This is a genomic window from Saezia sanguinis (assembly GCF_003991585.1).
Lineage (GTDB): Bacteria > Pseudomonadota > Gammaproteobacteria > Burkholderiales > Burkholderiaceae_C > Saezia > Saezia sanguinis.
The window spans coordinates 83,352-104,806 of record NZ_PQSP01000010.1 but is presented as its reverse complement, the minus strand read 5'-3'; the positions used below and the strand labels follow the sequence as shown (position 1 = coordinate 104,806).

Genomic DNA, 21,455 nt, shown 5'->3' with positions numbered 1-21,455 from the left:
GTGCATAAGTGGTGGTAAGAGGTTTTGTTGCCAAATGAATTTACGCAAGGAAATGTCTATTATGCCTGAGCGCGCTCATATTTTTCTATGGTCTGGTTTATCAGGATAAGACATAGTGGCTGATTGGTTGTCGCTGCCCAGGGCAGTAAAAAATCTGGTGTTAGACGGTGTGGTAGGGTCGTTTAAAAGACATCCACGGGTGACATTACTGGGGGCAAGTCTGTTGGTCTGCGGAAGCGCAATGGCTGCTTTGAGCGTGTCGCCGGCGACCGATGAGGCCGCTTCGGTTCATGTAACCGCCATTGAGCGGGTTCTGCCGGTAGAGTCCGAACTGGCCCAGCAGGCTGATTTGCTGGGAGAGCACCAGTATTCCTTGTACCGTGACGGCTATACCCGCAGTTCAGATACCATTCAGGCATTGTTTGGCCGTTTGGGCATTGACGATGCGCAGGCACTTGAATTCATGCGCAAAGACCCGCTGGCACGCCTGATCATGTCTTCCAACCGGGACGTGCGTGTGATGGCCGAGGTCGGCCAACAGGGCGAACTGGTCCGCTTGCAGGCCGGGCTGCGTTCACAGACGGCCCGCCATTTCAACCGCATTACCATTCAGCGCAATGAAGAAGGCAACCTGACATCGGTTTCGGAAACCGTGCCGGTGGAAGTGCGTGAGCGCGTTGCCATGGGTACCATCAAGTATTCGCTGTATGGCGCCACCGACGCCATTGGCCTGCCGGACAACATCGCGATTCAGATGGTGGATATTTTTGGCAGCCGGATCGACTTTACCCGCCATTTGCGGCGCGGCGATACGTTCCAGCTGGTATATGAGTCTTACGAGGCCGATGGCGTGCCGATGGGTACCGGGCGTATCCTGGGGGCACAGTTCATTAACGGTGGGCGTAACTACAATGCGGTGTGGTTCCAGCCGGACGAAAGCGTGCGCGGGACCTATTACACGTTTGACGGCAAGAGCCTGAGAACCACGTTCTTAGCGTATCCGCTGGAGTATACGCGGGTCAGCTCGGCGTTTGGCCGCCGTTTGCACCCGATTCAAAATACCTGGCGCGACCATAAAGGCATTGATTATGCAGCCCCCACGGGTACAACTGTACGTACCGTAGGCGATGGCCGCATTGAATTTGCCGGCGTGCAGCGCGGTTATGGCAATGTGGTCATTGTCAGCCATGATAAAACACGCTCAACGCTTTACGCGCACATGAGCCGTATTGACGTGACCAAAGGCCAGTTGGTGCAGCAGGGTGACCCGATCGGGGCCGTGGGGCAGACCGGCTGGGCTACCGGACCGCATTTGCATTTTGAATTCAAGGAAAACGGCGTACAGCGTGACCCGGCAATTTTGGCCGCTCAGACTGAGGCACAGCCTATTCCTGAAAACCTGCAGGCAGAGTTTGACCGTACCGCGCAGATCCACGCAGACCTGCTGGGTCGTGTCGCGGAGCTGATGGTTGTCAGATCAACAGATACAGAGGTAGCGAGCAGATAACGACTTGACTGATTACAGTCATGCATTGACAGGGGTGTGAAGGATTTCACATCCCTTTCTTTTTGGCTGTGTGGCATACTCTGACCATGCGGCAAACCTGCACCATGTCAAAATCATTGCGAGAGTTCGGATGAAAGAAAAAAATCAGTTGTATATCGGTCTGATGTCAGGAACATCGCTGGATGGTGTGGATGCGGTACTGGCGGATCTGCCATCGCCCCATGAGGTTGCCATCAAAGGCCATGTTCATCTGCCTATGCCTGCGGCCTTGCGGGTCGAACTGTTGGCACTGAATGCATCAGGAAAAGACGAGCTGCACCGGGCGGCGCTGGCGGCTAATCAACTGGCCACCTTGCTCTACGTGCCGGCAGTGCAGCAATTGTTGCAACAGTGCCAGGTAACGGCCAGCGATGTGCAGGCCATTGGTGCTCATGGACAGACCGTACGGCACCAGCCGCAGGCCCATGACGGCACCGGTTACACCTGGCAACTCAATGCGCCGGCGTTGCTGGCAGAGCAAACCGGTATTTCTGTGGTGGCAGATTTTCGCAGCCGCGATATTGCGGCTGGCGGGCAGGGGGCACCGCTGGTGCCCGCATTCCATGCGGACATGTTTGCTCAACCCGGAAAAACCGTGGTGGTACTGAATTTAGGCGGTATTGCCAACCTGACGGTACTGTATGCCGACGGGCATGTGCTGGGTTTTGACTGCGGGCCGGCCAATATCCTGATGGATGGCTGGTGCGAGCAGCAGACCGGCGCGCTGTTTGATGAGGATGGCCGCTGGGCTGAAAGCGGCCAGGTCATATCCGACCTGCTGGACAGAATGGTGCAGGAACCTTATTTTAAACAGCCGGCACCGAAAAGCACGGGGCGCGATCTGTTTAACATGGCCTGGTTGAAACGCCAGCTTGCCGGAATGAAGGGGCTGCGGCCACAGGATGTTCAGGCCACCTTGCTGAGGCTGACCGTCAGCATCTGCGTGCAGGCCGTGCACCAGTATGCCCCTGGGGCTGCCGAAGTGGTGGTTTGTGGCGGGGGGGCCTTGAATGCCTGCCTGATGCGGCAGTTGCAGGTGTATCTGGCGGGTGCATCGGTGAAAAGTTCTGCAGAACATGGCTTGCCTGCGCTGCAGGTGGAGGCGGCTGCATTTGCCTGGCTGGCCCGACAGTGTATAGAAAAAGTGCCGGCCAATCTGCCCGAAGTCACCGGGGCGCGCGGGCCGCGTATTCTGGGAGCGGTGTATCCGGCCTGATGAAGATGGCGATCAGCTCAATTTGCTTTGCATTAAAAACACACCTGGAGGCCCAGGACAATCCGGTGGATATCGCCGGCAAGCCTTTGCGGGCATTGCCTGTGGCGTCGCCAGAGGTGATTGACCAGTGCGAACATGCGCTCGGATTTGCCTTGCCGCCGCTTCTGAAAGCGATTTATCTGAATGTTGCCAATGGCAGCTTCGGGCCGGGTTATGGCATTGGCAGCGCGATGGGGCTGGTCAACTTGTACCGGTTTTGCATGGAGCCGGACCCGGCAGAACCGCGTGACGAATGGTGCCCGACATGGCTGGCGTTTTGCGACTGGGGCTGCAATGTCCACTCGGTTATTGCATGCGCACAGGCGGATTATCCGGTGTTTTTTTATGATCCGCTATCGCTGCTGGATAATGAGGAAGCGTCACTGGCTTCCATTTATAAGTCAAGCCCAAAGCGTCCGCTTGCCCAGTGGTTTGAGGCGTGGATGGCAGGTACCGATTTCTGGCAGGTGGGCTACTGACCAGGCCGTAGCCGCTGGGCCACCCGGCAAAAATGCCTGCCCTGCGTCAGCAGAACAGGCATTCGCTTGGTTGTTTATTCAGGGTTTAAACTGAGAAACTCGAGCCGCAGCCGCAGGTGGTGGTGGCGTTGGGGTTTTTGATGACAAACTGCGCACCTTCCAGGCCTTCCTTGTAATCGATTTCAGCGCCGACCAAGTACTGAAAGCTCATCGCGTCAATCAGCAACTGGACACCGCCTTTGGTCAAAACGGTATCATCTTCGTTGGTGTCTTCGTCAAACGTAAAACCGTACTGAAAACCTGAGCAGCCACCGCCTTGCACGAAAACGCGCAACTTCAGGTTCGGGTTGCCTTCTTCGGCAATCAGTTCAGCCACTTTGGCGACTGCGCTGTCGGTAAATACCAGCGGGTCGGGCATTTGGCCAGCCGCAGGTGTCGGATCCAGTGTTTGTGCAGATGTATTCATTGAGTATTCCTTTCGTAGCCTGCAGGGGGTTACAGTACAACGCTACATGTACAGCAAGCTCTGCGGCAATGCCGCAGAATGCTTTAAAAGATGTAAATATATTACCAGTTATTAAGGTTAATTGCTTGATCGGCTGCCATTTACATATTACGGAAGAATGGGCACTTGCGTGAGCCCCATGGTTTCAGGCAGGCCGAACATCAGGTTCATACACTGAACCGCCTGGCCGGCAGCACCCTTGACCAGGTTGTCCTCTACCACCAGCACCACAACCGTGTCGGGTTGTGGCTTGTGCACAGCGATGCGTACAAAGTTGGAGGCACGCACCGAGCGCGTTTCAGGCGCTGAGCCGGCGGGCATCACGTCGACAAACGGTTCGTTGACATAGGCCGCTTCAAAAATGCTTTGCAGGTCGGCGGCTTGTCCGGCTTCGTTCAGGCGGGCATACAGTGTGGAATGGATGCCGCGGATGGACGGAATCAGGTGCGGCAGGAACAACACGTTGGCCTGCGGGTCAATGCGGCGCAGTTGTTCATTGATCTCAGGGCCGTGGCGGTGCCCTTTGACGGCGTAGGCCTTGAAACTGTCGCTGACTTCGGAAAACAGGTTGCCGGTGCTGGCTTTTTTGCCCGCGCCCGAAACGCCTGAGGCACTGTTGGCAATCATATGCGCCGGGTCGATCAGCCTGCTGCGCAGCAGCGGGGCAAAACCCAGTTGTACCGACGTGGGGTAACAGCCGGGGTTGCCAATGACCCTGGCTTTGCGGACGTCTTCACGGTTCAGCTCTGGCAGGCCGTAAACGGCATCGGCCAGAATGTCCGGGCAACTGTGGTCAATTTCGTACCATTTTTTGAATACATCAATGTCCTTGAGCCGGAAGTCTGCCGCCAGGTCAATCACCCGCACATCATTGGCGAGCAGCTCGCGCGCCTGCGCCATGGCCACGCCGTGCGGGGTGGCAAAAAACACCACATCGCAGGCTTTCAGTGCCGGGCTGTCGGGCAGTTCAAACTTCAGGTCCACATGCCCGCGCAGGTTGGGAAACATCTGTGCCACAGCCACGCCCTGTTCGCTGCGCGACGTGATCACCTGCAACTTCGCCTGCGGGTGCTGGCTGAGCAGCCGCAAGAGTTCAACGCCGGTGTAACCGGTTCCACCTACGATACCAATGTTGACGGTCATGACTGTTACCTATGTTGCTTATTGTGACGTGCCCTATAAAGGGCAATCCATTTTTCATGGAGAGAAGTCTCCAATTGTCAGGCAATCAAAAAGCCACCGCAATGGGTGGCTTTTTTGTTGTGTATGCTGCAGCAGTATTTGTTGCAGTATACAAACAGCAGTATCAGCGTTTGCTGAACTGTTTGGCGCGACGTGCTTTGCGCAGACCGACCTTTTTACGCTCAACTTCACGGGCGTCACGGGTAACGTAACCGGCACGTGAGAGTTCAGACTTCAGGCCTGCATCATAATCGATCAGGGCACGGGTAATGCCGTGGCGCACTGCGCCTGCCTGACCGGATTCGCCACCGCCGTTGACGTTGACCTGAATGTCAAACGCGCTTTCGTTGCCGGTAAGCACCAAAGGCTGTTTTACAATCATGATCGAGGTCTGGCGACCAAAATACTGTTCAATGGCTTTGCCGTTGACAACAATGTTGCCGCTGCCTTTTTTCAGGAACACGCGAGCGACACTGGATTTGCGACGGCCTGTGCCGTTATTCCATTCACCAATCATCTCTTAGGCTCCTTAAATTTCCAGCGGTTTGGGTTGCTGAGCGCTGTGGGGATGCTCTGCGCCAGCGTAGATCTTGAGTTTTTTGATCATCGCATAGCCAAGAGGACCCTTGGGCAGCATGCCTTTAACGGCTTTTTCCAAAGCGCGGCCAGGATGTTTGGCCTGCATGTCTTTGAACTTGGTGGCATAAATGCCGCCAGGATAGCCGGTATGGCGATAGTAAACCTTGTCTTCGGCTTTATTGCCGGTAACACGGAGTTTGGAGGCGTTCACAATGATGATGAAGTCACCGGTGTCAACGTGAGGCGTATAGATGGCCTTGTGCTTGCCGCGCAGTCGGTGTGCCACTTCGCTGGCGACACGTCCGAGTACTTTATCTGTTGCGTCAATCACAAACCAGTCATGTACCACCTCAGCGGGTTTAGCGCTGATAGTTTTCATGAATATCACTTTCAAAAGTGCGGTTTGGAAAAGCCCTTTTCCACGTTCGGTGTTCCTCTTTGTAAAGGCGGGAACCTCTTAGGTGGTGTTTCGCATCTAAACAAATTAAGCCGGTTTAAAACCGGGTCATTGCCTTGATGTTTATCCCCGCGGGACTTGGTTACGCTGGGAAAGCCTGCTATTTTATCTGAATTTTGTAAATTTTGCCAGGCAAAAGAAACGCCTGCCTTCACTGACCCGGGCGCGGGGAAAGCCCGCCCGATTCGCCCGGCAAAAAGAAGGGGGCAAAACGGCCGGTTGGTCGTGACTGAGCTACCACAAAAAAGTATCAGGGAAAACCAGAGGGTAGCTATTGGCGGTAGAATAAACCATTCCTGATTCGGGTAGGGCAACTAGGTAGTAAAGTGAAAGAAGTAAATTGGTACGGGGCCGATTGGTGGCGGCTTTTTGCAGGTGCGAAATGGACGGATGGTTTAACGCATTTTGAAAGGATGTTTATGACTGCCCCTGATGAAAAACACGATATGCCAGGGACGGCGGCGCAGGCGTTTGAGCCCAAACCCAGACAGGCAGCGACCATTCATGCATTAACACCGTCGTATCTGGAAGACATTCGCAAGCATGTGCATGCGCTCAATGAGCGTGACCGCTATATGCGCTTTGGTTTCCAGGCCACAGATGATCAGATTGACGATTATCTGGACAAAATCGACTTCAACCGGGATGATGTGTTTGGCGTGCTGGACAATGACCTGAATGTGGTCGGGGTGGCACACCTGGCGTATGGCGCGGAAAATTCCTCTCCGCGCATGGCTGAGTTTGGTGTTTCGGTAAGTGCTGAAGCACGCGGGCAGGGCTTGGGCGGGCAGTTGTTTGCCTACGCTGCGCAGCGTGCACGGCGCCGTGGTATTGATCAGATGTTTATTCACACACTGAGCAAAAACGTGGCGATGATCAAAATTGTCAAAAAAGCCGGGGCTGAAATTTTCCGCGATGGCGGTGAAATTGACGCATACCTGAACCTGCTCACTGAACCCCAGGTGCACATGTGGATGGATATGCAGGCCGCGGCACAGGACCATGCCGCCCGGATGGACTACGGTATCAAGGTGGGATTGAAGTTCCTCAAGGATATGTCTGCCATTGGCGGCAAAGACAAGGCGATAGCCATGTCCAAATCTAATCCCAACCCCGATGAGGGAAAGCCATCTGACCAGTAGATCCGTAACGGATGCTATTTTTAAAAACATCTGCGGCCTTGTTGTCTGATATGGATGCAAGGCCGTTTTTCATGGGGAAGCATGATTTAACCGATGGATGCACAGGAGCGTTTTTTTGGCCTGCTGTCAGGCACCGCAGTTGCTGACAGCATAGGTTTGCCCAGGGAAGGGCTGGCCCCGCGCCGGGCCCAGCGGCTGTTGGGTGCGGCACCTTTGCGGCACAGTCTGATTGTTTTGCCCGGACTGCGTATCGGCCTGTGCAGCGACGATACCGAGCACGCCTGGCTGACGGCTCAAGCTTTGGTCAGTTTGTCCGCCATCAATGAAAGCGAGTTTTCCGCAGGTTTGGCAAAGCGCCTCAAACGCTGGCTGCTCTCTTTACCGGCAGGGTGCGGCATGGCAACGTTAAAAGCCTGTTTGCGGCTGTGCGTCGGGGTGGCGCCTGACAAGTCGGGGGTACGTTCTGCGGGCAATGGTGCAGTCATGCGTGCACCGGTCATCGGTGCTTTTTTTGCTGATGACTGGGATATGCTGGCGCGCATGACCAAATGCTCCACCGCAATAACCCATCGTGATGAACGTGCGCAAGAAGGCGCGCTGGTAGTTGCACTGGCTGCAGCAATGGCTTATATAGCAAATGGCCTGCCCGTGACAGTGGCATCTTTTTTTGAGCGGGTACTGCCTTATGTGCAGGGGAGTGAACTGAAAGACAGGCTGCTGCAGGCGAAAGCCTATGTACAGGCACAGCGTTCCTTGTCTGATTTTGTCCAGTATCTGGGGTTGCAGAAAAAAGGCATTACCGGCTATGTCAACCATACGGTTCCGGCAGTGATTTTTACCTGGCTGCGGTATGGTGATGATTATGAGCAGGCCATCACCCGGATCGTTGAGGCCGGTGGCGATACCGACAGCAATGCGGCGCTGGTGGGCGCGCTGATTGGCGTGAATCAGGGGGCTCAGTGTATTCCGTCCCCCTGGCTGCAAGGCATGAAAGAGTGGCCTGCCGACACGGCTTTTTTACACCGCATGGCGCAGACGCTGGCAACCAGACAGGCGTCTGCTACATCCCGTGTTACTGTGCCCGAACTGCCCTGGCTGTTGTTGTGGCTGCGCAATCTGGTGTTTCTGGTTGTGGTGCTGGTGCATGGTTTTCGGCGGTTGCTGCCTTTTTGACTCTGTCAACTTTGGCGGGGCCATAAGATGGCACTCCTTTGCCAGGGCGTGTTAACACCAGTTCTAAAAATAGAGAATTGCTGCGAAGTAAGCTCATGTTTGTGAGCAAAAGCAAGAAAGGTTAGATGCTGAAACATCTAACCTTTTATCTGGTGGCTTCACCTGAATTTGATCTACAGTCTATTTTCGATAGACATTAGATCCAATGGCATTTTCATCATACAGACCCCTATACAGCGACCCATCTCGTGAAAGCACCGTCTTCTGGCTTTTCTTCTATCAACAGTGGTTTACGCCAAACCTGTACTTTATTGAGTGATTCGCGTCGTTTTTCCTCCAAATCTGTGGCATTCACCGCATAAGGCAATGCTTCCTTATACCCGCCGGAGTGCATGGGCTTACGTTCGCTCCGGTTATAAAAATAACTGCGGTCAAAGCACATGCCTGCACTTCCAATCAACGAGGTGGGCAACACTGCATCTTCTGGAATGCATTGCAAACTTTCTGCATCCACCTGAACCTGTTCCACAGTGCCATCATCAAATGCGTAATAAAGTGTATTTTCTGTCAGCAGGCATAAATGTTCTGTTTCTAAACATACCAGCCTTGCCTGGCCATTGACCACTTTGCTCAAAGCAGGGCCAAAGTAACGACCAGGGAGATAAAATCCTGTTTTATCGCGAAAAACAACAGTTCGCTTTAACGCAGCATAGGTATCAAATGTTGGTGTATCGCCCCCCAGCAGGGTCTCAAGGTTGCCGCTGCCTTGTGCAACATTCTTAAAGAAGTAGATGGAGTGGTCATCTTTATAAAATGACATTCTTCCACTTTGGGAGCGAACGTGTTCTTGATAGGCATAAGCCGTTGGCGAATTTGAATCAGTTGCCTCTGCATCATTGAGCCGTGTTAACTCCCCTGTGACATGCAATGCATAATTACCATGGCGGTCCATGACAAAACTTCCGGCGTAAGTCGTTGCCCCGCAACCGCTGATAGGATTACCATTAATATATTTCAATACCTGAAAAGTGTCTGCATCCAATGCCAACGGTTTGGCACGATAATAAATATGCCCGTTTGAAATAACAAAAACCCCTTGGACTACAAATGCGTCAGGCAAAGCACCTTGCAGGATTTCGCCCCTAAAATAAATATGCTTCGCATCTGAATAATATCCGTAGCCTATTTCATGGGCTGTTTTCGCATCCCCGGCTACTTTCTGTCCATACAGATAAATATGCTGGTCATCCCGCGCATAGTCATGATTGCTATGGCTAATGCCCTGGTAAAAAGGAAGCCATTCAAAATCCGCACCGTTTGCACCTTCCAGCAGTCGCCCATAGTAATAAACACGCTCTGCATCTTTCAAGTAGCCTTCCCATTTGTTCATGTCCTCACGAGAAACATATTGATCGAGTCCATCAATCAAAGCAATCTGGCCAAAACGTTGATTCAGGAAGGCCGCCTGGGCCGGGTTTATGCCTGCCAGAACGCGCCCTTGATAATACACATGGTTTTTATCTAAAACATAGTCGCTAAAATACCACTTATTGGTAGAAGGAGGTTTTCCATCAAGGTGTGCTATTGATGCAGCGTCCGCACCTTCCACAAGTACAAAATCGCTTTGATCATGTGGTTTGCCAGCGGGCCTGTAAAAAACCTGTCCATCCCGGGCTTGATAACTTCCTTGAACGGGACCATCTTCTATACAAGAAGCCCATGCAGACACAAAGTACCCTAAAAAACAGCAGAAAAATATCAGTATCTTTTTCATACTTTCCCGTTCCCCTACACACAAATGTTTGGCATATCTTCTTTCAATCCTGAATTTTCATTCTATTTGAAATTTCATGTTTAATTTTTTATCCGCACTAAAATTTTTTAGTAATGCGGCATGGTCAAAGCTATTTGCTGATGTATGAATGCAGGAATGAGGCTGAGCTTTGGTTTTCACTCCCCCTCATGAGCTGCAAGCGGGTTGGCATCCACTTCAGCGGAGTGATCAATGTACCAGCTGATCCGGTGTGCATCTGTATCGTAATAGGGAATTTTGGGATACCAGTAGGAGCTGCCATCACGCATTTCCTGCACCCATTCGTATGGGTAAGCTTTCTGGATTTGCCAGCCCTGGGGAGTCTGCCGCCAGATGACAATTTCAGGGGCGGGGGAGGAAATGAATTCGTCCTCACAGTCCTGCATGTCCTGTGGCTGGCCCGTGTATGTCAGGGTGCCGTCAGGGCGCTCAACGACCATGCGGGAGAATGCCAGCGTGCCTGTGTCGTGATCGTATTGTGGCGTGGTGTAACAGTAGCTGATCTGCCCATCACTGCGTACCGGCATAAAGTAGCTGCTTGCCTGATCAAACAGTTCAAGTTCTGGTTGGCCGTTGCGGGTCTGCCAGCGGTAAACATCAACACCATGTGATGTTGCACCAGCGCGCCAGAAAGAATAGATCTGCTGGTGCGTGCTGTCTATTCCGGGGCTGGTGACCATTTGCAGGCTCTGCGGTGCGTCTTCAAACAGGCCGGTCTGCGGGTTGTATAGCCAGTACTGGTAGGGAATGTTGGGACTGATGGGCAGGGAGGTCATGATCATCAGGTCGTCATAGCCGTCAAAATTCAGGTCAGCCGTTTGTGGCGTATAGCCGGCACAGGTACCATCTGATTCTGTTGCCAGTTCCTGTACAAGCTCCTGCTCACGGTATAGGCGGATTGCGGTGATTGTGGGCGGATCATCATCGCATGCACGCGGGTCAGAAATACTGCCTGTCATGACGATGGCCATGCGGTAAGGCAGACGGGGTGCGCCAGGTGCAGGCTTTATCTCCTGAAAAAGCAGCGAGGAAGGCGTATTCGCTGCCTGCAATGAAATCAGGCGGCCGCCTTCCTGTGTTTGTGCGACAAGCCGCCATGTTGCAGACTGTATCTCGGTGTCTTGCATGGTTTCAATGGTCAGGAGAATGTGGCCCGCAGAATCCCAGGTGCCTTTTACCAGGCCCAGGCCTTGCAAGAGGTTGACCGGTGCTGTCTGGGTGTCACATGACGCCTGGCTGGGCCAGAGCTGGCCCAGCACGTTCGGGCCGATTCGCTCCAGAAACAGGCATAATGTCTGCCCGTCTTTCTGCCCTTCAAACAGATGCCGGCTGATGTGGTATTCAACAAAACCCTGATCATCATCGTTTTCCTGGGCCGCGCTGCTGAAGGCGCTGGTCATGAGCAATGCCAGGCACACAAAAAGACACGGTAAAGAATGCAAATTGATTTTCATAGTATGCTTTCTCTTTTGACTTTAGCTTGATGGGTTTGATCATGCCGGCAATATGAGAAAATTCTGTGAAGTTTAGGTGAATTGTTAATGAAAAGGAATATTCGTATGGGGGCTCAGATTCAGTTAACCGCAGCAGATGGTCATACATTTTCTGCCTATGTGGCCCAGCCTCAGTCCGGTCAGGCAAAGGCCAGTGTGGTGGTGTTGCAGGAAATATTCGGGGTGAACAGCCATATCCGCTCGGTGGCAGACCGCTTTGCGGCAGCCGGCTATCAGGCCATTGCACCGGCGCTGTTTGACCGTATCCGGCCCGGCATTGAGCTGACTTATGAGGGGCCCGATCTGGAAAAAGGCCGTGCCTATAAAGCCGCTACCGATCCGGCAAAAGCGCTGCTTGATGTGGCTGCTGCTGTTGAGCAGGGGCGTGCGGTGGGCAAGGTTGGCGCCGTCGGTTTTTGCTGGGGCGGCCTGCTGGCCTGGATGGGTGCCAGCGAACTGGCTGGTTTGAGTGCTGCGGTGGTGTATTATGGCGGCGGCGTGCCCAATAATGCAGACTTGCAGCCCAAATGCCCGGTGCTGGCGCATTTTGGCGAGCATGACAAACACATACCGGTAGATGCGGTAAAGCAGTTCGCCCAGTTGCAGCCTGCGGTTGACGTGCATATTTATGATGCCGACCACGGCTTTAACTGTGACCAGCGCGGTTCCTTTGACGCCGCGGCTTCGGCTTTGGCGTGGGAGCGAACGACGGCGTTTTTGGCAGCCCACCTGAAATAAAGGAATAGGTGTGTGGTTGACAGGCTCAGCGCACCCCTGAAATGGGGTGCACTGGGCAGGCAAGGAGCATCATGATGCGTATTAAGGAACTGGCGCAGGCGGTTGGCACACCGGTGGAAACCATCCGCTATTACGAGCGCTCCGGCCTGTTGCCGCAGGCCCAGCGTTCGGAAAACAATTACCGCGTGTATTCCAAAGCAGACGAAGACCGCCTGCGTTTTATCCGTAACTGTCGTGCGCTGGATATGAATCTGGATGAGATCCGCGAGCTGATTACATTCATTGACCATGCCGAGCAGCATGGCGGTGAGCATGAAGACTGCAGCGGTATCAGGGCCATTGTGGCAGACCATCTGAACCACGTGCGTGAGCGCCTGCTTCATCTCAAAATGCTGAAACGGCAGATGGAGCATCTGCTGGCCGCATGTGACCAGCCGGAGCCGGCGGTGGCGTGCAATATGGTGCGCCAGTTGTTTTCCGAGATGGGGGAGCTGACCCAGTCGGGTGCCGGGCACGGTGTGCATACCAGTTGAGCCATCCGGGCATGGCGTTTCGCAGATGTCACACTGGCAGCTTCGAATATAGACAATAGCGTGCACAAGTGGGCCGTTTGTTCTTAAAATGTGAGCCATCATCGTTCGGGCCGCTGTATGGCTGACCTGTTGACGCCCCCTTAAGTTTTGTAAAGATGATACCCATATGACTGAAGAGCAATCTGTCGATCTTTCCGGCATTTCCCCACGGCACAAGGCTGAAATTCTGTCTGAGGCGCTGCCTTATATCCGCAAGTTTCATGGTAAAACCATTGTGGTGAAGTATGGTGGCAACGCCATGACCGATCCGGCGCTGCAGGCCGATTTTGCCGAAGACGTCGTGCTGCTCAAGCTGGTGGGCATGAACCCGATCGTGGTGCACGGTGGTGGCCCCCAGATTGAAGGTGCGCTGAACCGCGTGGGTAAAAAAGGCACATTTGTGCAGGGTATGCGGGTGACCGATGAAGAAACCATGGAAGTGGTTGAATGGGTGCTGGTCGGGCAGGTGCAGCAGGACATTGTCGGCCTGATCACCCATGCCGGGGGCAAGGCCATCGGGCTGACCGGGCGTGATGGCGGCCTGATCCGGGCCCGCAAGCTCAAGATGAAAGATCCCAGTGACGCCAATGCCGAGCTGGATATCGGGTTTGTCGGTGATATTGTTTCGATTGACCCGTCGCTGGTCAAGGCACTGCAGGACGAAGCGTTCATTCCGGTGATCTCACCGATCGGTTTTGGCGAACAAAACGAGAGCTATAACATCAACGCCGATGTGGTGGCGGGCAAGCTGGCCGAAGTGCTGCATGCCGAAAAGCTGATGCTGCTGACCAACACGCCCGGCGTGCTGGATAAAGACGGCAACCTGCTGACCGACCTGACCACCAGCAAGATTGATGAAATGTTTGCCGACGGCACGCTGTCCGGCGGTATGCTGCCCAAAATCAGTTCAGCGCTGGATGCCGCGCGCAATGGGGTGAAATCGGTGCACATCATTGACGGGCGTATCCCGCACGCGGTGTTGCTGGAGATTCTGACCGAACAGGCGTTCGGCACCATGATCCATTCTCGCTGATCTGGCGCAGGAACCGGCACCATCATTTACATGCTGCTCTATACCGGATGCCTGGCGCTTGCCGCTTCTGTGGCGCGCGGAGCCGTGCGATGAGTGGCTGCTGCACCCGCTATCAGGCGGCAGCGTCCTGCAAAAATCAGCCGCCTGCGGCATTAAAGCGCAGGGTCTGGTTGTTTGACCTGGATGATACGCTGCACGATGCCAAGGATGCCGCCTTTGCCTACATCGACAAGGCGATGACGGCCTACATTGCGCAACATCTGAGTGTTTCCACACAACAGGCCGATGACCTGCGCCTGCGTTACTGGCAGCGCTATGGTGCCACGCTGACCGGGCTGGTGCGTCACCATGGTATTGACGGGGACCATTTCCTGCATGAAACTCACCTGCTGCCAGGGCTGGAGCAGCGTTTGCGCATCGACCGGCGCCAGTTGGGGGTGATTCCCCGGCTGAAAGGGGAGAAATGGGTCTATACCAACGGCCCGCGTGCCTATGCGCTGCGTATCCTGAAAGCCGCAGGCATCAGCCACTGGTTTACCGGTGTCTGGGGCATGGAGCAGTCGCTATGGCTGGCACAATACCATCCCAAGCCCAGCCAGCAGGCGCTGCGCCGGTTTGTCGCGCATCTGAATATCTCCCCGGCACAATGTGTGCTGGTTGACGATTCTCCGGGCAATCTGGCGGCGGCCAGCCAAATCGGGTTAAAAACCGTGTGGATGTGCGGTTACCATGCCCCGGCCGAGCAAAGGGTGTTGCGGCGCAGGTTGAAAAACGTCAGTGCCGTCATCCGCGGGCTGGATGAACTGCAAAAACAGGATTTCCACTGGCGTTAAATAGCTATTTCCGATGAGGAAGGTCGGATAGGTGGTATGCTGAGCCTGTTGTCAATCAACGCGCTGCGCCCATATTCCTGCCTGGTGGATTTTTTCCATGTACGCGAAGGCATCTGCTGTTAAAATTCCTCCCGTGGCATGCGCAAAAAGTGCCAGCGCTTTTTTGAGGAGTTCTCATGGGGGAATCCAGCCCTCTCGATCTGACCAACCATTTTCTGATTGCCATGCCCGGCATGCTGGACGATTCTTTTTCTCAAGGTATCATTTACCTGTGCGAGCACAATGCACAGGGCGCCCTGGGGCTGGTGATCAACAAGCCGGTGGATATTTCGCTGCAGCAACTGTTTGACAAGGTGGATCTGCCTTTGGCCGACATTTTGCTGCAGGACAACCCGGTGTATTACGGCGGCCCGGTGCAGACAGAACGCGGGTTTGTGCTGCACGACCCGATGATGCCGATTACCGATGACCGCACGCTGTCCTATTACAACGCCACCCTGCATGTGCCAGACGGTCTGGATATGACCTCCTCCAAAGACGTGCTGGAAGACATTGCCACGGGCAAGGGGCCGCAGCGTTTTCTGGTGACGCTGGGTTATGCCGGCTGGGGTGCCGGCCAGCTGGAAGAAGAACTGGCGCGCAACAGCTGGCTGACGGTGCGTGCCAGCCCGGAAATTATTTTTGACACCCCGGCGCCAGACCGTTATGTGCGCACATTGGCTTTGCTGGGCATACAGCCTGAAGCACTGGTGGGGATTGCAGGACATGCCTGAAGCGTTAGGACCTGTATAAGATGGCGGAAAACCTTTTTTCAGCAACCCGTTTAACGCCACAGACCTTATTGGGATTTGACTATGGCGAAAAACGGGTTGGCGTTGCTGTGGGCAATACGCTGACGCAAAGCGCCAGGCCGCTGCAAACCATTGCCGCCACAGGAGACGCCCGCTGGCAGCAGATTGCCGGCGTTATCGCCGAGTGGCAGCCGCAACTGCTGGTGGTGGGGGTGCCGTTTCATCCTGACGGGGCCGAGCATGAAAATACGCTGCGTGCCCGCCGGTTTTCAAGGCAGTTGCATGGCCGCTTTCATTTACCTGTTTTCGAAGCCGACGAGCGCTACACCACGACCAGCGCCCATGAAATGGGCGCAACCGGGTTGCAGGCAGACGCGCAGGCGGCTGCCCTTATCTTAGAACAATACTTAAGGAATCTGACATGAGCACATTGACGCTGGATGCGGAAGCACTCTATGCTGATTTGCTGCAGGCTGTGCGTGCACAGCTACAGCAAAAGCCGCAGACCTATCTGGTAGGCATTTATTCAGGCGGGGTCTGGCTGGCTGAGCGCCTGTACCGCGACCTGAACCTGAAAAATCCGCTCGGGGAGCTTTCCTCGGCGCTGCACCGCGATGACTTCAACCGCCGGGGGCTCGCTGCCATCAGCCACCCGACCACGCTGCCGTTTGAGGTGCAGGACGCGCACATCATCCTGATTGACGATGTGCTCTATACCGGCCGCACCATCCGTGCGGCATTGAACGAACTGTTTGACTATGGGCGGCCCCAGCAGGTATCGCTGGTGGTGCTGGTGGATCGGGGCGGACGCGAACTGCCGATTGAGGCCGAGTTTGCCGCTGCCAAAGTACGCCTGCCGGATGAGAAAACGCTGGCGCTGGCATGCAATGACGATGGGACCTTTGCCTTTGAAATTCAGAGTACCGCGCAAGGAGATGCATCTTGATGAACAGAAGGGATATTCAATTCAATAAAAACGGGGAGCTGGTACACCTGCTGACCACAGATGGCCTGCCGCGTGAAACCATGACCCAGATTCTGGACACCGCAGCGGGGTTTGTCAGTGTGAATGACCGCGAAGTGAAAAAGCTGCCGCTGCTGCGCGGCAGAAGTGTGTTCAACATCTTTTTTGAAAACTCCACGCGCACGCGTACCACGTTTGAAATTGCCGCCAAACGGCTCTCGGCAGACGTGTTCAACCTGGATATTGCACGCTCTTCCACCGCCAAGGGCGAAACGCTGCTCGATACGGTGGACAACCTGTGTGCGATGCATGCCGACATGTTTGTCGTGCGCCATTATGACAGCGGCGCTCCCTGGCTGATTGCGCAGCACGTGGCGCCGCATGTGCACGTGGTTAACGCCGGTGACGGGCGCAACGCGCACCCGACGCAGGGCTTGCTGGATATGTATACCATCCGGCATTACAAAAAAGACTTTACCAACCTGTCGGTCGCCATTGTGGGTGACGTGCTGCACTCGCGCGTGGCGCGTTCCGACATTCATGCGCTGCGCACGCTGGGCGTGCCCGATATCCGGCTGGTGGGGCCCAAAACGCTGGTGCCGGCCGACATGGCGGCCATGGGCACGCGCATCTGCCATTCGCTGGAAGAAGGCATACGCGATGCCGATGTGGTGATTGCACTGCGGCTGCAAAACGAGCGCATGAGTGGCGCGCTGCTGCCGTCCACCGGTGAATACTTCAAGACGTATGGACTGACGCCCGAACGCGTGGCGATGGCCAAACCGGACGCCATTGTGATGCACCCCGGGCCGATCAACCGCGGGGTGGAAATACACTCCAGCGTGGTGGATGGCCCGCAGGCGGTGATTTTGTCACAGGTGACGTTTGGTATTGCGGTACGTATGGCGGTGATGTCTATCATAGCGGGGAACGAGGCATGAATATCCTGATTCAAAATGGCCGGGTGGTGGATCCGGCGTCTGGCCTGGATGTGCAGCAGGATGTTGCAATTGCATCCGGAAGAATTATCCACATGGGGCGTGTATCGCCCGAGTTCAAACCCAACCGTGTGATTGACGCCACCGGCCTGGTGGTGGCCCCCGGCCTGGTTGACCTGTGCGCCCGCCTGGGAGAGCCCGGTCATGAACACGAAGGCATGTTGGAAAGCGAGCTGAAAGCCGCTGCTGCCGGTGGCATCACCAGTGTGGTGTGCTCACCGGATACCGACCCGGTGCTCGATGAGCCGGGGCTGGTTGAAATGCTCAAGCGGCGCGCGCGCAAGCTGAGCTATTGCCGCCTGTTTGCGCAAGGTGCGCTGACCAAAGGCTTGCAGGGCGAGGCGCTCACAGAAATGTCGGAGCTGACTGACGCCGGCTGCATTGCGTTTGGCCAGGCCGATACGCCGATTGTCAGCCTGGAGGTGCTGCTGCGTGCAATGCGTTACGCCGCCACTTTCAACTACACGGTCTGGCTGCAGCCCACACATGCCCAGCTTGGCGGCGGTGTGGCGGCCAGCGGCGCGCTGGCAACGCGGCTGGGGCTTTCCGGCGTGCCGTCGATTGCCGAGACCATTGCGCTGTACAGCATATTTGAGCTGGCCAAAGCCAGCGGCGTGCGGTTGCACATCAGCCGTGTATCCAGTGCGGCCGGGGTGGAACTGGTACGGCAGGCCAAAGCGCAGGGGCTGCCGGTCACGGCCGATGTCAGCATCAACTCGCTGCATCTGACCGATGCCGATATCAAAGACTTTGATGCCGCCTACCGTGTTTATCCGCCACTGCGCCAGGCGGCGGACCGTCAGGCCTTGCGTGATGCGCTGGCCGAAGGTGTGATTGACGTGCTGGTAAGCGACCATACGCCGGTGGATGCAGACCTGAAAGTGCTGCCTTTTGCCCAGGCCCAACCCGGCGCGGTAGGGATGGAGCTGTTGCTGGGGCTGGCGCTGCGCTGGGCCAAAGAGGAAAAACTTAGCATGGCCGATGCGCTGGCACGCATCACCTGCATTCCGGTCAAGGTGCTTGGAAAATCGCTGGGGTCGCTGGCGGCCAGTGCCGGGCAACTGACGGAAGGGGGCGTGGCCGACCTGTGCCTGTTTGACCCGGACAAGGAATGGAAAGTGGACATGGCAGGCATGGCAACGCAGGGCAAGAGCACGCCGTTTGCCGGGCAAACGCTTACCGGCCAGGTGCAGATGACCATTGTGGCCGGCCATATTGCCTATGAGCACGGTTAATGGTGCATAAGGGGGTGGCATTTGCAATTATTCTTCCGTGCGCTTAATATGCAGCCTGTCGTTGAAAATGAGTGGACAGAGTGAATTATAAAAAGCGCCCGGTGCTAACCTCTTTGTGGAAAATCCTGCTGGTTCTGGGGTCGATGTTCAAGGTGGTCTGGAGGATCCTGTTTCATTTTGAAAAAATGGATATCCCGGCCCGCCAGGAGTACATGCGTCGCTGGGCGCTCAATATTCTGGGCATTCTGGGCGTGACGCTGGAGCGGCAGGGCGTGCCGCTGGCAGATCAGCGTTGCCTGCGGGTTTCCAATCATGTGTCGTGGCTGGATATTCTGGTGCTGTATGCCTGCTCGCCGTGCCGTTTCATTGCCAAATCAGAAGTGGAGGGGTACCCGTTGATTGGCCGTATGGCCAGAAATGCCGGCACCCTGTTCCTTAAAAGAAGCAGCATCAAAGACGCCATCCGCATGTCGAGGGAAATCAGCGAGGCATTGATGCAGGATGATTGCGTGGCTTTTTTCCCGGAAGGCACTACGGACAATGGTGCCGGGCTGCTGCCTTTGCATGCGAGCCTGTTTGAAGGTGCCATCGCGGCCCAGTGCCCGGTGCAGGCGGTGGCGCTGCGCTACCATACCTCGCAAAGCCTGCGCCCGTCGCGCGACGCCGTATATGCCGGGCCTGACAGCATGCTGGGAACCTTGTGGCGCATTATCCGCAATGGTGACATCAAGGCGCTGGTGGTGGGGCTGGAGCCGATGCCGGTGACGCAGCAGGATGATCGGCGCAGCCTGACCGCACGCGTGCAGCAGCAACTGGAAGGCGTGCTGTTTGAACTGACCTACCAGGCCCGTCTGCCCGATTTTGCCGTGCCGGAACAGCCGGTCAAATCGTATGCAACGCAGGTGTTTACGCCTGTAGTGAGCGAGACTGAGCAGCAACAGCGGTTCTGGCAGGATATGCGTTTACTCGTCACCACAGGGCGCAATAGCGCGCAAAAACTGCAGGCCAACGGCGCCAACCGCGATGCATTGCTGGACTTAAGGCAGTCGTTCAACGTGTTCAAAGGCGCCTGTCAGGCGATGGGCCATGCGCCGCAGGCACAGGCGGCACAGGTGTGTGAGCGCAGCATGGACGAATGGCTCAGCAACAAAAAAGCGGCGGTACCTACTGCATTGCCCCAGTTTGCCCTGTGGGCGCTGGAACAGTTTGAAAACTGGCTGCAATGCGCTGAACAGGGGTTGCCTGCTGACTGGCAGGGCGATGCGTTTGAGCCGGCGGCACAGGCCGCCAAAGCTGTTTAAAAGACGGGACCTGTATAGCCTGCCTGGACTGGCTACGGTTTTTGAGTAGCTTTCCAGCCCCGGTAAGCCTGTGAGATGTAAGGCTCAATCCGGTCGTAATTCTCCCAGTTGTCTTCCACATGGTAGACCGAAGGCAGAATGCGTGAGAGCGCCTTTTCATAATCGGCGATATAGCCTTCATTCGGGCTGTTGTTGTCATAATAAAAGCGGGTAAAGGCCAGCCCCTCATCACTGAGGTCTTCCTCGATGAATTTTTCGTCGCAGACTTTCATGAGAAAGTCGCGCCCGGTCATCTGCCGGCTGCGTACGGCGTCAAGCTCTGCAGCAGCTTCTTCCTGCAAAAAAGTGCTTTCAAGGTGGTGATGGATGAGCCACGTCAGAAACATGCCAATGTGTGTGCCGCCATTTTCATCCGGCAGGTCTTCAGGATAATCGCCGCCGTAATGCCAGTCCATGCGGTCAATTGACATGATGCTTTCCTTTTTGCTGTATGGGTGAAAGTGCCTGATTTTATCAGGGCCGCTTTAATTGGCGTTTGATGTTCAGAATGCTCTGCACCGCAGCCTCCATTTTGGAGCGGGCCGAATAATTGGCTGAATGAATGGTGATGTTGGGGGGCTGAAACCCGTGCAGCGCCACAGCCTCTTCAATCCACAGCAGCACATCATAACCGGTGCCGCGTTCGTCATCGCCCAGGTCATGGTCCAGGCTGATGTCGGTGACCTGCCCGGTTTTAAGCAGCGCAATGGCCTCTTCAGGCCAGGCCACCAGAATCCAGCCCGGTGGCGGGGTGCGCAAATCATCAAGAAAAACTTTCATATCAGGGAATTAATACATGTTTTCAAAAGGGAGGTATGAGTACGGAAGGCTCATGCAAGTACAATACCTTTTTCTGTGTATCAAGGCAAGAGGTTTTCATGAGTTACAGCGTGCACATTACGCGCAGGGGTCAATGGTCAGAGCAGGGCGGGCCGGACATTACGCTGGATGAATGGGTGACGCTGGTACAGAGCGATCCGGACATGCGCCTGGGTGGAAGCCGGCAGTGGAAAGACGACCACGGTAAAAAAATGTCGGATGCGCCGCAAGGGCTGGCGTCTTGGCAGGCGTACTCGCGCAACCAGTCAGGCGGCCAGCCGGTGTGGTTTGAGTATGTGAGCGGCAATGTGCAGGTGATCAACCCGGACCAGGAAGTGATGGGCAAAATGTGGCAACTGGCGCAAAAGCTGGGGGCGCGGATTCAGGGTGATGATGGCGCCTGTTTTGACGCGCAGGGTAACGAAATACCGCCGGACAGCACAACGCCGACAAAACCATGGTGGAAGTTCTGGCAGTTTGATGACTGAGTGCATGCCAGGTCTGGCCG

General features: G+C 55.3%; 24 protein-coding genes. 16 read left to right on the top strand and 8 right to left on the bottom strand.

What is annotated here, in order from left to right:
• The first annotated feature begins 241 nt into the window (after window positions 1-241).
• From CUZ56_RS13545 to CUZ56_RS13535, 3 genes are all read left to right on the top strand, one after another.
• Window positions 242-1,507: a M23 family metallopeptidase gene (locus tag CUZ56_RS13545; RefSeq protein WP_126980946.1), complete on the top strand. Its 1,266-nt coding sequence runs from the start codon at window positions 242-244 to the stop codon at window positions 1,505-1,507.
• 130 nt (window positions 1,508-1,637) lie between these two features.
• Complete coding sequence (locus tag CUZ56_RS13540; RefSeq protein WP_126980945.1) at window positions 1,638-2,762, top strand: anhydro-N-acetylmuramic acid kinase; 1,125 nt, start codon at window positions 1,638-1,640, stop codon at window positions 2,760-2,762.
• A 5-nt stretch (window positions 2,763-2,767) separates the two neighbouring features.
• Window positions 2,768-3,280 (top strand): SMI1/KNR4 family protein, encoded by a 513-nt coding sequence (locus CUZ56_RS13535; protein ID WP_126980944.1) that lies wholly within the window; start codon window positions 2,768-2,770, stop codon window positions 3,278-3,280.
• Window positions 3,281-3,365: 85 nt separating this feature from the next.
• On the opposite strand, the gene erpA is transcribed toward CUZ56_RS13535, so the two are convergent.
• From erpA to rplM, 4 genes are all read right to left on the bottom strand, one after another.
• Window positions 3,366-3,698, bottom strand: coding sequence for an iron-sulfur cluster insertion protein ErpA (gene erpA, locus CUZ56_RS13530; protein ID WP_126980971.1), 333 nt, complete (start codon window positions 3,696-3,698; stop codon window positions 3,366-3,368).
• Window positions 3,699-3,893: 195 nt separating this feature from the next.
• Window positions 3,894-4,928, bottom strand: a complete 1,035-nt coding sequence (argC, locus tag CUZ56_RS13525; protein WP_126980943.1) for an N-acetyl-gamma-glutamyl-phosphate reductase — start codon at window positions 4,926-4,928, stop codon at window positions 3,894-3,896.
• 163 nt (window positions 4,929-5,091) lie between these two features.
• Window positions 5,092-5,484, bottom strand: coding sequence for a 30S ribosomal protein S9 (rpsI, locus tag CUZ56_RS13520; protein WP_126980942.1), 393 nt, complete (start codon window positions 5,482-5,484; stop codon window positions 5,092-5,094).
• 12 nt (window positions 5,485-5,496) lie between these two features.
• A complete protein-coding gene (gene rplM, locus CUZ56_RS13515) occupies window positions 5,497-5,925 on the bottom strand; it encodes a 50S ribosomal protein L13 (protein ID WP_126980941.1) in 429 nt (142 codons plus the stop codon).
• Between the two features lie 497 nt (window positions 5,926-6,422).
• Here rplM and CUZ56_RS13510 point away from each other — a divergent pair, with 497 nt between their 5' ends.
• Entirely contained in the window at window positions 6,423-7,145 is a 723-nt protein-coding gene (locus CUZ56_RS13510; RefSeq protein ID WP_162615360.1) for a GNAT family N-acetyltransferase, read from the top strand.
• Between the two features lie 93 nt (window positions 7,146-7,238).
• A complete protein-coding gene (locus tag CUZ56_RS13505) occupies window positions 7,239-8,318 on the top strand; it encodes an ADP-ribosylglycohydrolase family protein (protein ID WP_126980939.1) in 1,080 nt (359 codons plus the stop codon).
• A 229-nt stretch (window positions 8,319-8,547) separates the two neighbouring features.
• Here the strand turns inward: CUZ56_RS13505 and CUZ56_RS13500 are convergent, their stop codons facing one another.
• Window positions 8,548-10,092 carry a DKNYY domain-containing protein gene (locus CUZ56_RS13500; RefSeq protein ID WP_126980938.1) on the bottom strand — a complete coding sequence of 515 codons (1,545 nt, stop codon included), beginning with the start codon at window positions 10,090-10,092 and terminating at the stop codon, window positions 8,548-8,550.
• Between the two features lie 176 nt (window positions 10,093-10,268).
• The gene (locus CUZ56_RS13495; RefSeq protein ID WP_126980937.1) at window positions 10,269-11,585 is read right to left on the bottom strand and encodes an XAC2610-related protein; all 1,317 of its coding nucleotides are present in this window, start codon (window positions 11,583-11,585) and stop codon (window positions 10,269-10,271) included.
• A gap of 105 nt (window positions 11,586-11,690) precedes the next feature.
• Here CUZ56_RS13495 and CUZ56_RS13490 point away from each other — a divergent pair, with 105 nt between their 5' ends.
• From CUZ56_RS13490 to CUZ56_RS13445, 10 genes are all read left to right on the top strand, one after another.
• A complete protein-coding gene (locus CUZ56_RS13490; protein WP_126980936.1) occupies window positions 11,691-12,362 on the top strand; it encodes a dienelactone hydrolase family protein in 672 nt (223 codons plus the stop codon).
• Between the two features lie 71 nt (window positions 12,363-12,433).
• Window positions 12,434-12,895, top strand: coding sequence for a MerR family transcriptional regulator (locus CUZ56_RS13485; protein ID WP_239442517.1), 462 nt, complete (start codon window positions 12,434-12,436; stop codon window positions 12,893-12,895).
• A 166-nt stretch (window positions 12,896-13,061) separates the two neighbouring features.
• Window positions 13,062-13,967 (top strand): acetylglutamate kinase, encoded by a 906-nt coding sequence (gene argB / locus CUZ56_RS13480; protein WP_126980935.1) that lies wholly within the window; start codon window positions 13,062-13,064, stop codon window positions 13,965-13,967.
• Between the two features lie 89 nt (window positions 13,968-14,056).
• Window positions 14,057-14,800, top strand: a complete 744-nt coding sequence (locus CUZ56_RS13475; protein WP_162615359.1) for a pyrimidine 5'-nucleotidase — start codon at window positions 14,057-14,059, stop codon at window positions 14,798-14,800.
• A gap of 176 nt (window positions 14,801-14,976) precedes the next feature.
• Window positions 14,977-15,573 carry a YqgE/AlgH family protein gene (locus CUZ56_RS13470; protein WP_126980933.1) on the top strand — a complete coding sequence of 199 codons (597 nt, stop codon included), beginning with the start codon at window positions 14,977-14,979 and terminating at the stop codon, window positions 15,571-15,573.
• Window positions 15,574-15,593: 20 nt separating this feature from the next.
• Window positions 15,594-16,016 carry a Holliday junction resolvase RuvX gene (gene ruvX, locus CUZ56_RS13465; RefSeq protein WP_126980932.1) on the top strand — a complete coding sequence of 141 codons (423 nt, stop codon included), beginning with the start codon at window positions 15,594-15,596 and terminating at the stop codon, window positions 16,014-16,016.
• Window positions 16,013-16,537 (top strand): bifunctional pyr operon transcriptional regulator/uracil phosphoribosyltransferase PyrR, encoded by a 525-nt coding sequence (gene pyrR, locus CUZ56_RS13460; protein ID WP_126980931.1) that lies wholly within the window; start codon window positions 16,013-16,015, stop codon window positions 16,535-16,537. Before ruvX ends, pyrR begins: the two co-directional genes overlap by 4 nt.
• The gene (locus CUZ56_RS13455) at window positions 16,537-17,496 is read left to right on the top strand and encodes an aspartate carbamoyltransferase catalytic subunit (RefSeq protein WP_404948044.1); all 960 of its coding nucleotides are present in this window, start codon (window positions 16,537-16,539) and stop codon (window positions 17,494-17,496) included. The genes pyrR and CUZ56_RS13455 overlap by 1 nt, the downstream gene beginning before the upstream one ends.
• Window positions 17,493-18,788, top strand: coding sequence for a dihydroorotase (locus tag CUZ56_RS13450; RefSeq protein ID WP_126980929.1), 1,296 nt, complete (start codon window positions 17,493-17,495; stop codon window positions 18,786-18,788). Before CUZ56_RS13455 ends, CUZ56_RS13450 begins: the two co-directional genes overlap by 4 nt.
• Window positions 18,789-18,868: 80 nt before the next feature.
• Complete coding sequence (locus CUZ56_RS13445) at window positions 18,869-20,089, top strand: lysophospholipid acyltransferase family protein (protein ID WP_126980928.1); 1,221 nt, start codon at window positions 18,869-18,871, stop codon at window positions 20,087-20,089.
• Window positions 20,090-20,121: 32 nt separating this feature from the next.
• Here the strand turns inward: CUZ56_RS13445 and CUZ56_RS13440 are convergent, their stop codons facing one another.
• Both CUZ56_RS13440 and CUZ56_RS13435 read right to left on the bottom strand, forming a co-directional pair.
• On the bottom strand, window positions 20,122-20,559 hold the full coding sequence (locus tag CUZ56_RS13440) for a DUF7832 domain-containing protein (RefSeq protein ID WP_126980927.1): 438 nt from the start codon (window positions 20,557-20,559) through the stop codon (window positions 20,122-20,124).
• Window positions 20,560-20,602: 43 nt separating this feature from the next.
• The gene (locus CUZ56_RS13435) at window positions 20,603-20,908 is read right to left on the bottom strand and encodes a cyclic-phosphate processing receiver domain-containing protein (protein ID WP_126980926.1); all 306 of its coding nucleotides are present in this window, start codon (window positions 20,906-20,908) and stop codon (window positions 20,603-20,605) included.
• 98 nt (window positions 20,909-21,006) lie between these two features.
• Here CUZ56_RS13435 and CUZ56_RS13430 point away from each other — a divergent pair, with 98 nt between their 5' ends.
• Complete coding sequence (locus tag CUZ56_RS13430; RefSeq protein ID WP_126980925.1) at window positions 21,007-21,435, top strand: hypothetical protein; 429 nt, start codon at window positions 21,007-21,009, stop codon at window positions 21,433-21,435.
• The last annotated feature ends 20 nt before the right edge of the window (window positions 21,436-21,455 follow it).

Coding starts and splice junctions, on each gene's coding strand:
- CUZ56_RS13545 (WP_126980946.1), top strand. CDS start 242: ATGGCTGCTTTGAGCGTGTCGCCGGCGACCGATGAGGCCGCTTCGGTT.
- CUZ56_RS13540 (WP_126980945.1), top strand. CDS start 1,638: ATGAAAGAAAAAAATCAGTTGTATATCGGTCTGATGTCAGGAACATCG.
- CUZ56_RS13535 (WP_126980944.1), top strand. CDS start 2,768: ATGGCGATCAGCTCAATTTGCTTTGCATTAAAAACACACCTGGAGGCC.
- erpA (WP_126980971.1), bottom strand. CDS start 3,698: ATGCCCGACCCGCTGGTATTTACCGACAGCGCAGTCGCCAAAGTGGCT.
- argC (WP_126980943.1), bottom strand. CDS start 4,928: ATGACCGTCAACATTGGTATCGTAGGTGGAACCGGTTACACCGGCGTT.
- rpsI (WP_126980942.1), bottom strand. CDS start 5,484: ATGATTGGTGAATGGAATAACGGCACAGGCCGTCGCAAATCCAGTGTC.
- rplM (WP_126980941.1), bottom strand. CDS start 5,925: ATGAAAACTATCAGCGCTAAACCCGCTGAGGTGGTACATGACTGGTTT.
- CUZ56_RS13510 (WP_162615360.1), top strand. CDS start 6,423: ATGACTGCCCCTGATGAAAAACACGATATGCCAGGGACGGCGGCGCAG.
- CUZ56_RS13505 (WP_126980939.1), top strand. CDS start 7,239: ATGGATGCACAGGAGCGTTTTTTTGGCCTGCTGTCAGGCACCGCAGTT.
- CUZ56_RS13500 (WP_126980938.1), bottom strand. CDS start 10,092: ATGAAAAAGATACTGATATTTTTCTGCTGTTTTTTAGGGTACTTTGTG.
- CUZ56_RS13495 (WP_126980937.1), bottom strand. CDS start 11,585: ATGAAAATCAATTTGCATTCTTTACCGTGTCTTTTTGTGTGCCTGGCA.
- CUZ56_RS13490 (WP_126980936.1), top strand. CDS start 11,691: ATGGGGGCTCAGATTCAGTTAACCGCAGCAGATGGTCATACATTTTCT.
- CUZ56_RS13485 (WP_239442517.1), top strand. CDS start 12,434: ATGATGCGTATTAAGGAACTGGCGCAGGCGGTTGGCACACCGGTGGAA.
- argB (WP_126980935.1), top strand. CDS start 13,062: ATGACTGAAGAGCAATCTGTCGATCTTTCCGGCATTTCCCCACGGCAC.
- CUZ56_RS13475 (WP_162615359.1), top strand. CDS start 14,057: ATGAGTGGCTGCTGCACCCGCTATCAGGCGGCAGCGTCCTGCAAAAAT.
- CUZ56_RS13470 (WP_126980933.1), top strand. CDS start 14,977: ATGGGGGAATCCAGCCCTCTCGATCTGACCAACCATTTTCTGATTGCC.
- ruvX (WP_126980932.1), top strand. CDS start 15,594: ATGGCGGAAAACCTTTTTTCAGCAACCCGTTTAACGCCACAGACCTTA.
- pyrR (WP_126980931.1), top strand. CDS start 16,013: ATGAGCACATTGACGCTGGATGCGGAAGCACTCTATGCTGATTTGCTG.
- CUZ56_RS13455 (WP_404948044.1), top strand. CDS start 16,537: ATGAACAGAAGGGATATTCAATTCAATAAAAACGGGGAGCTGGTACAC.
- CUZ56_RS13450 (WP_126980929.1), top strand. CDS start 17,493: ATGAATATCCTGATTCAAAATGGCCGGGTGGTGGATCCGGCGTCTGGC.
- CUZ56_RS13440 (WP_126980927.1), bottom strand. CDS start 20,559: ATGTCAATTGACCGCATGGACTGGCATTACGGCGGCGATTATCCTGAA.
- CUZ56_RS13435 (WP_126980926.1), bottom strand. CDS start 20,908: ATGAAAGTTTTTCTTGATGATTTGCGCACCCCGCCACCGGGCTGGATT.
- CUZ56_RS13430 (WP_126980925.1), top strand. CDS start 21,007: ATGAGTTACAGCGTGCACATTACGCGCAGGGGTCAATGGTCAGAGCAG.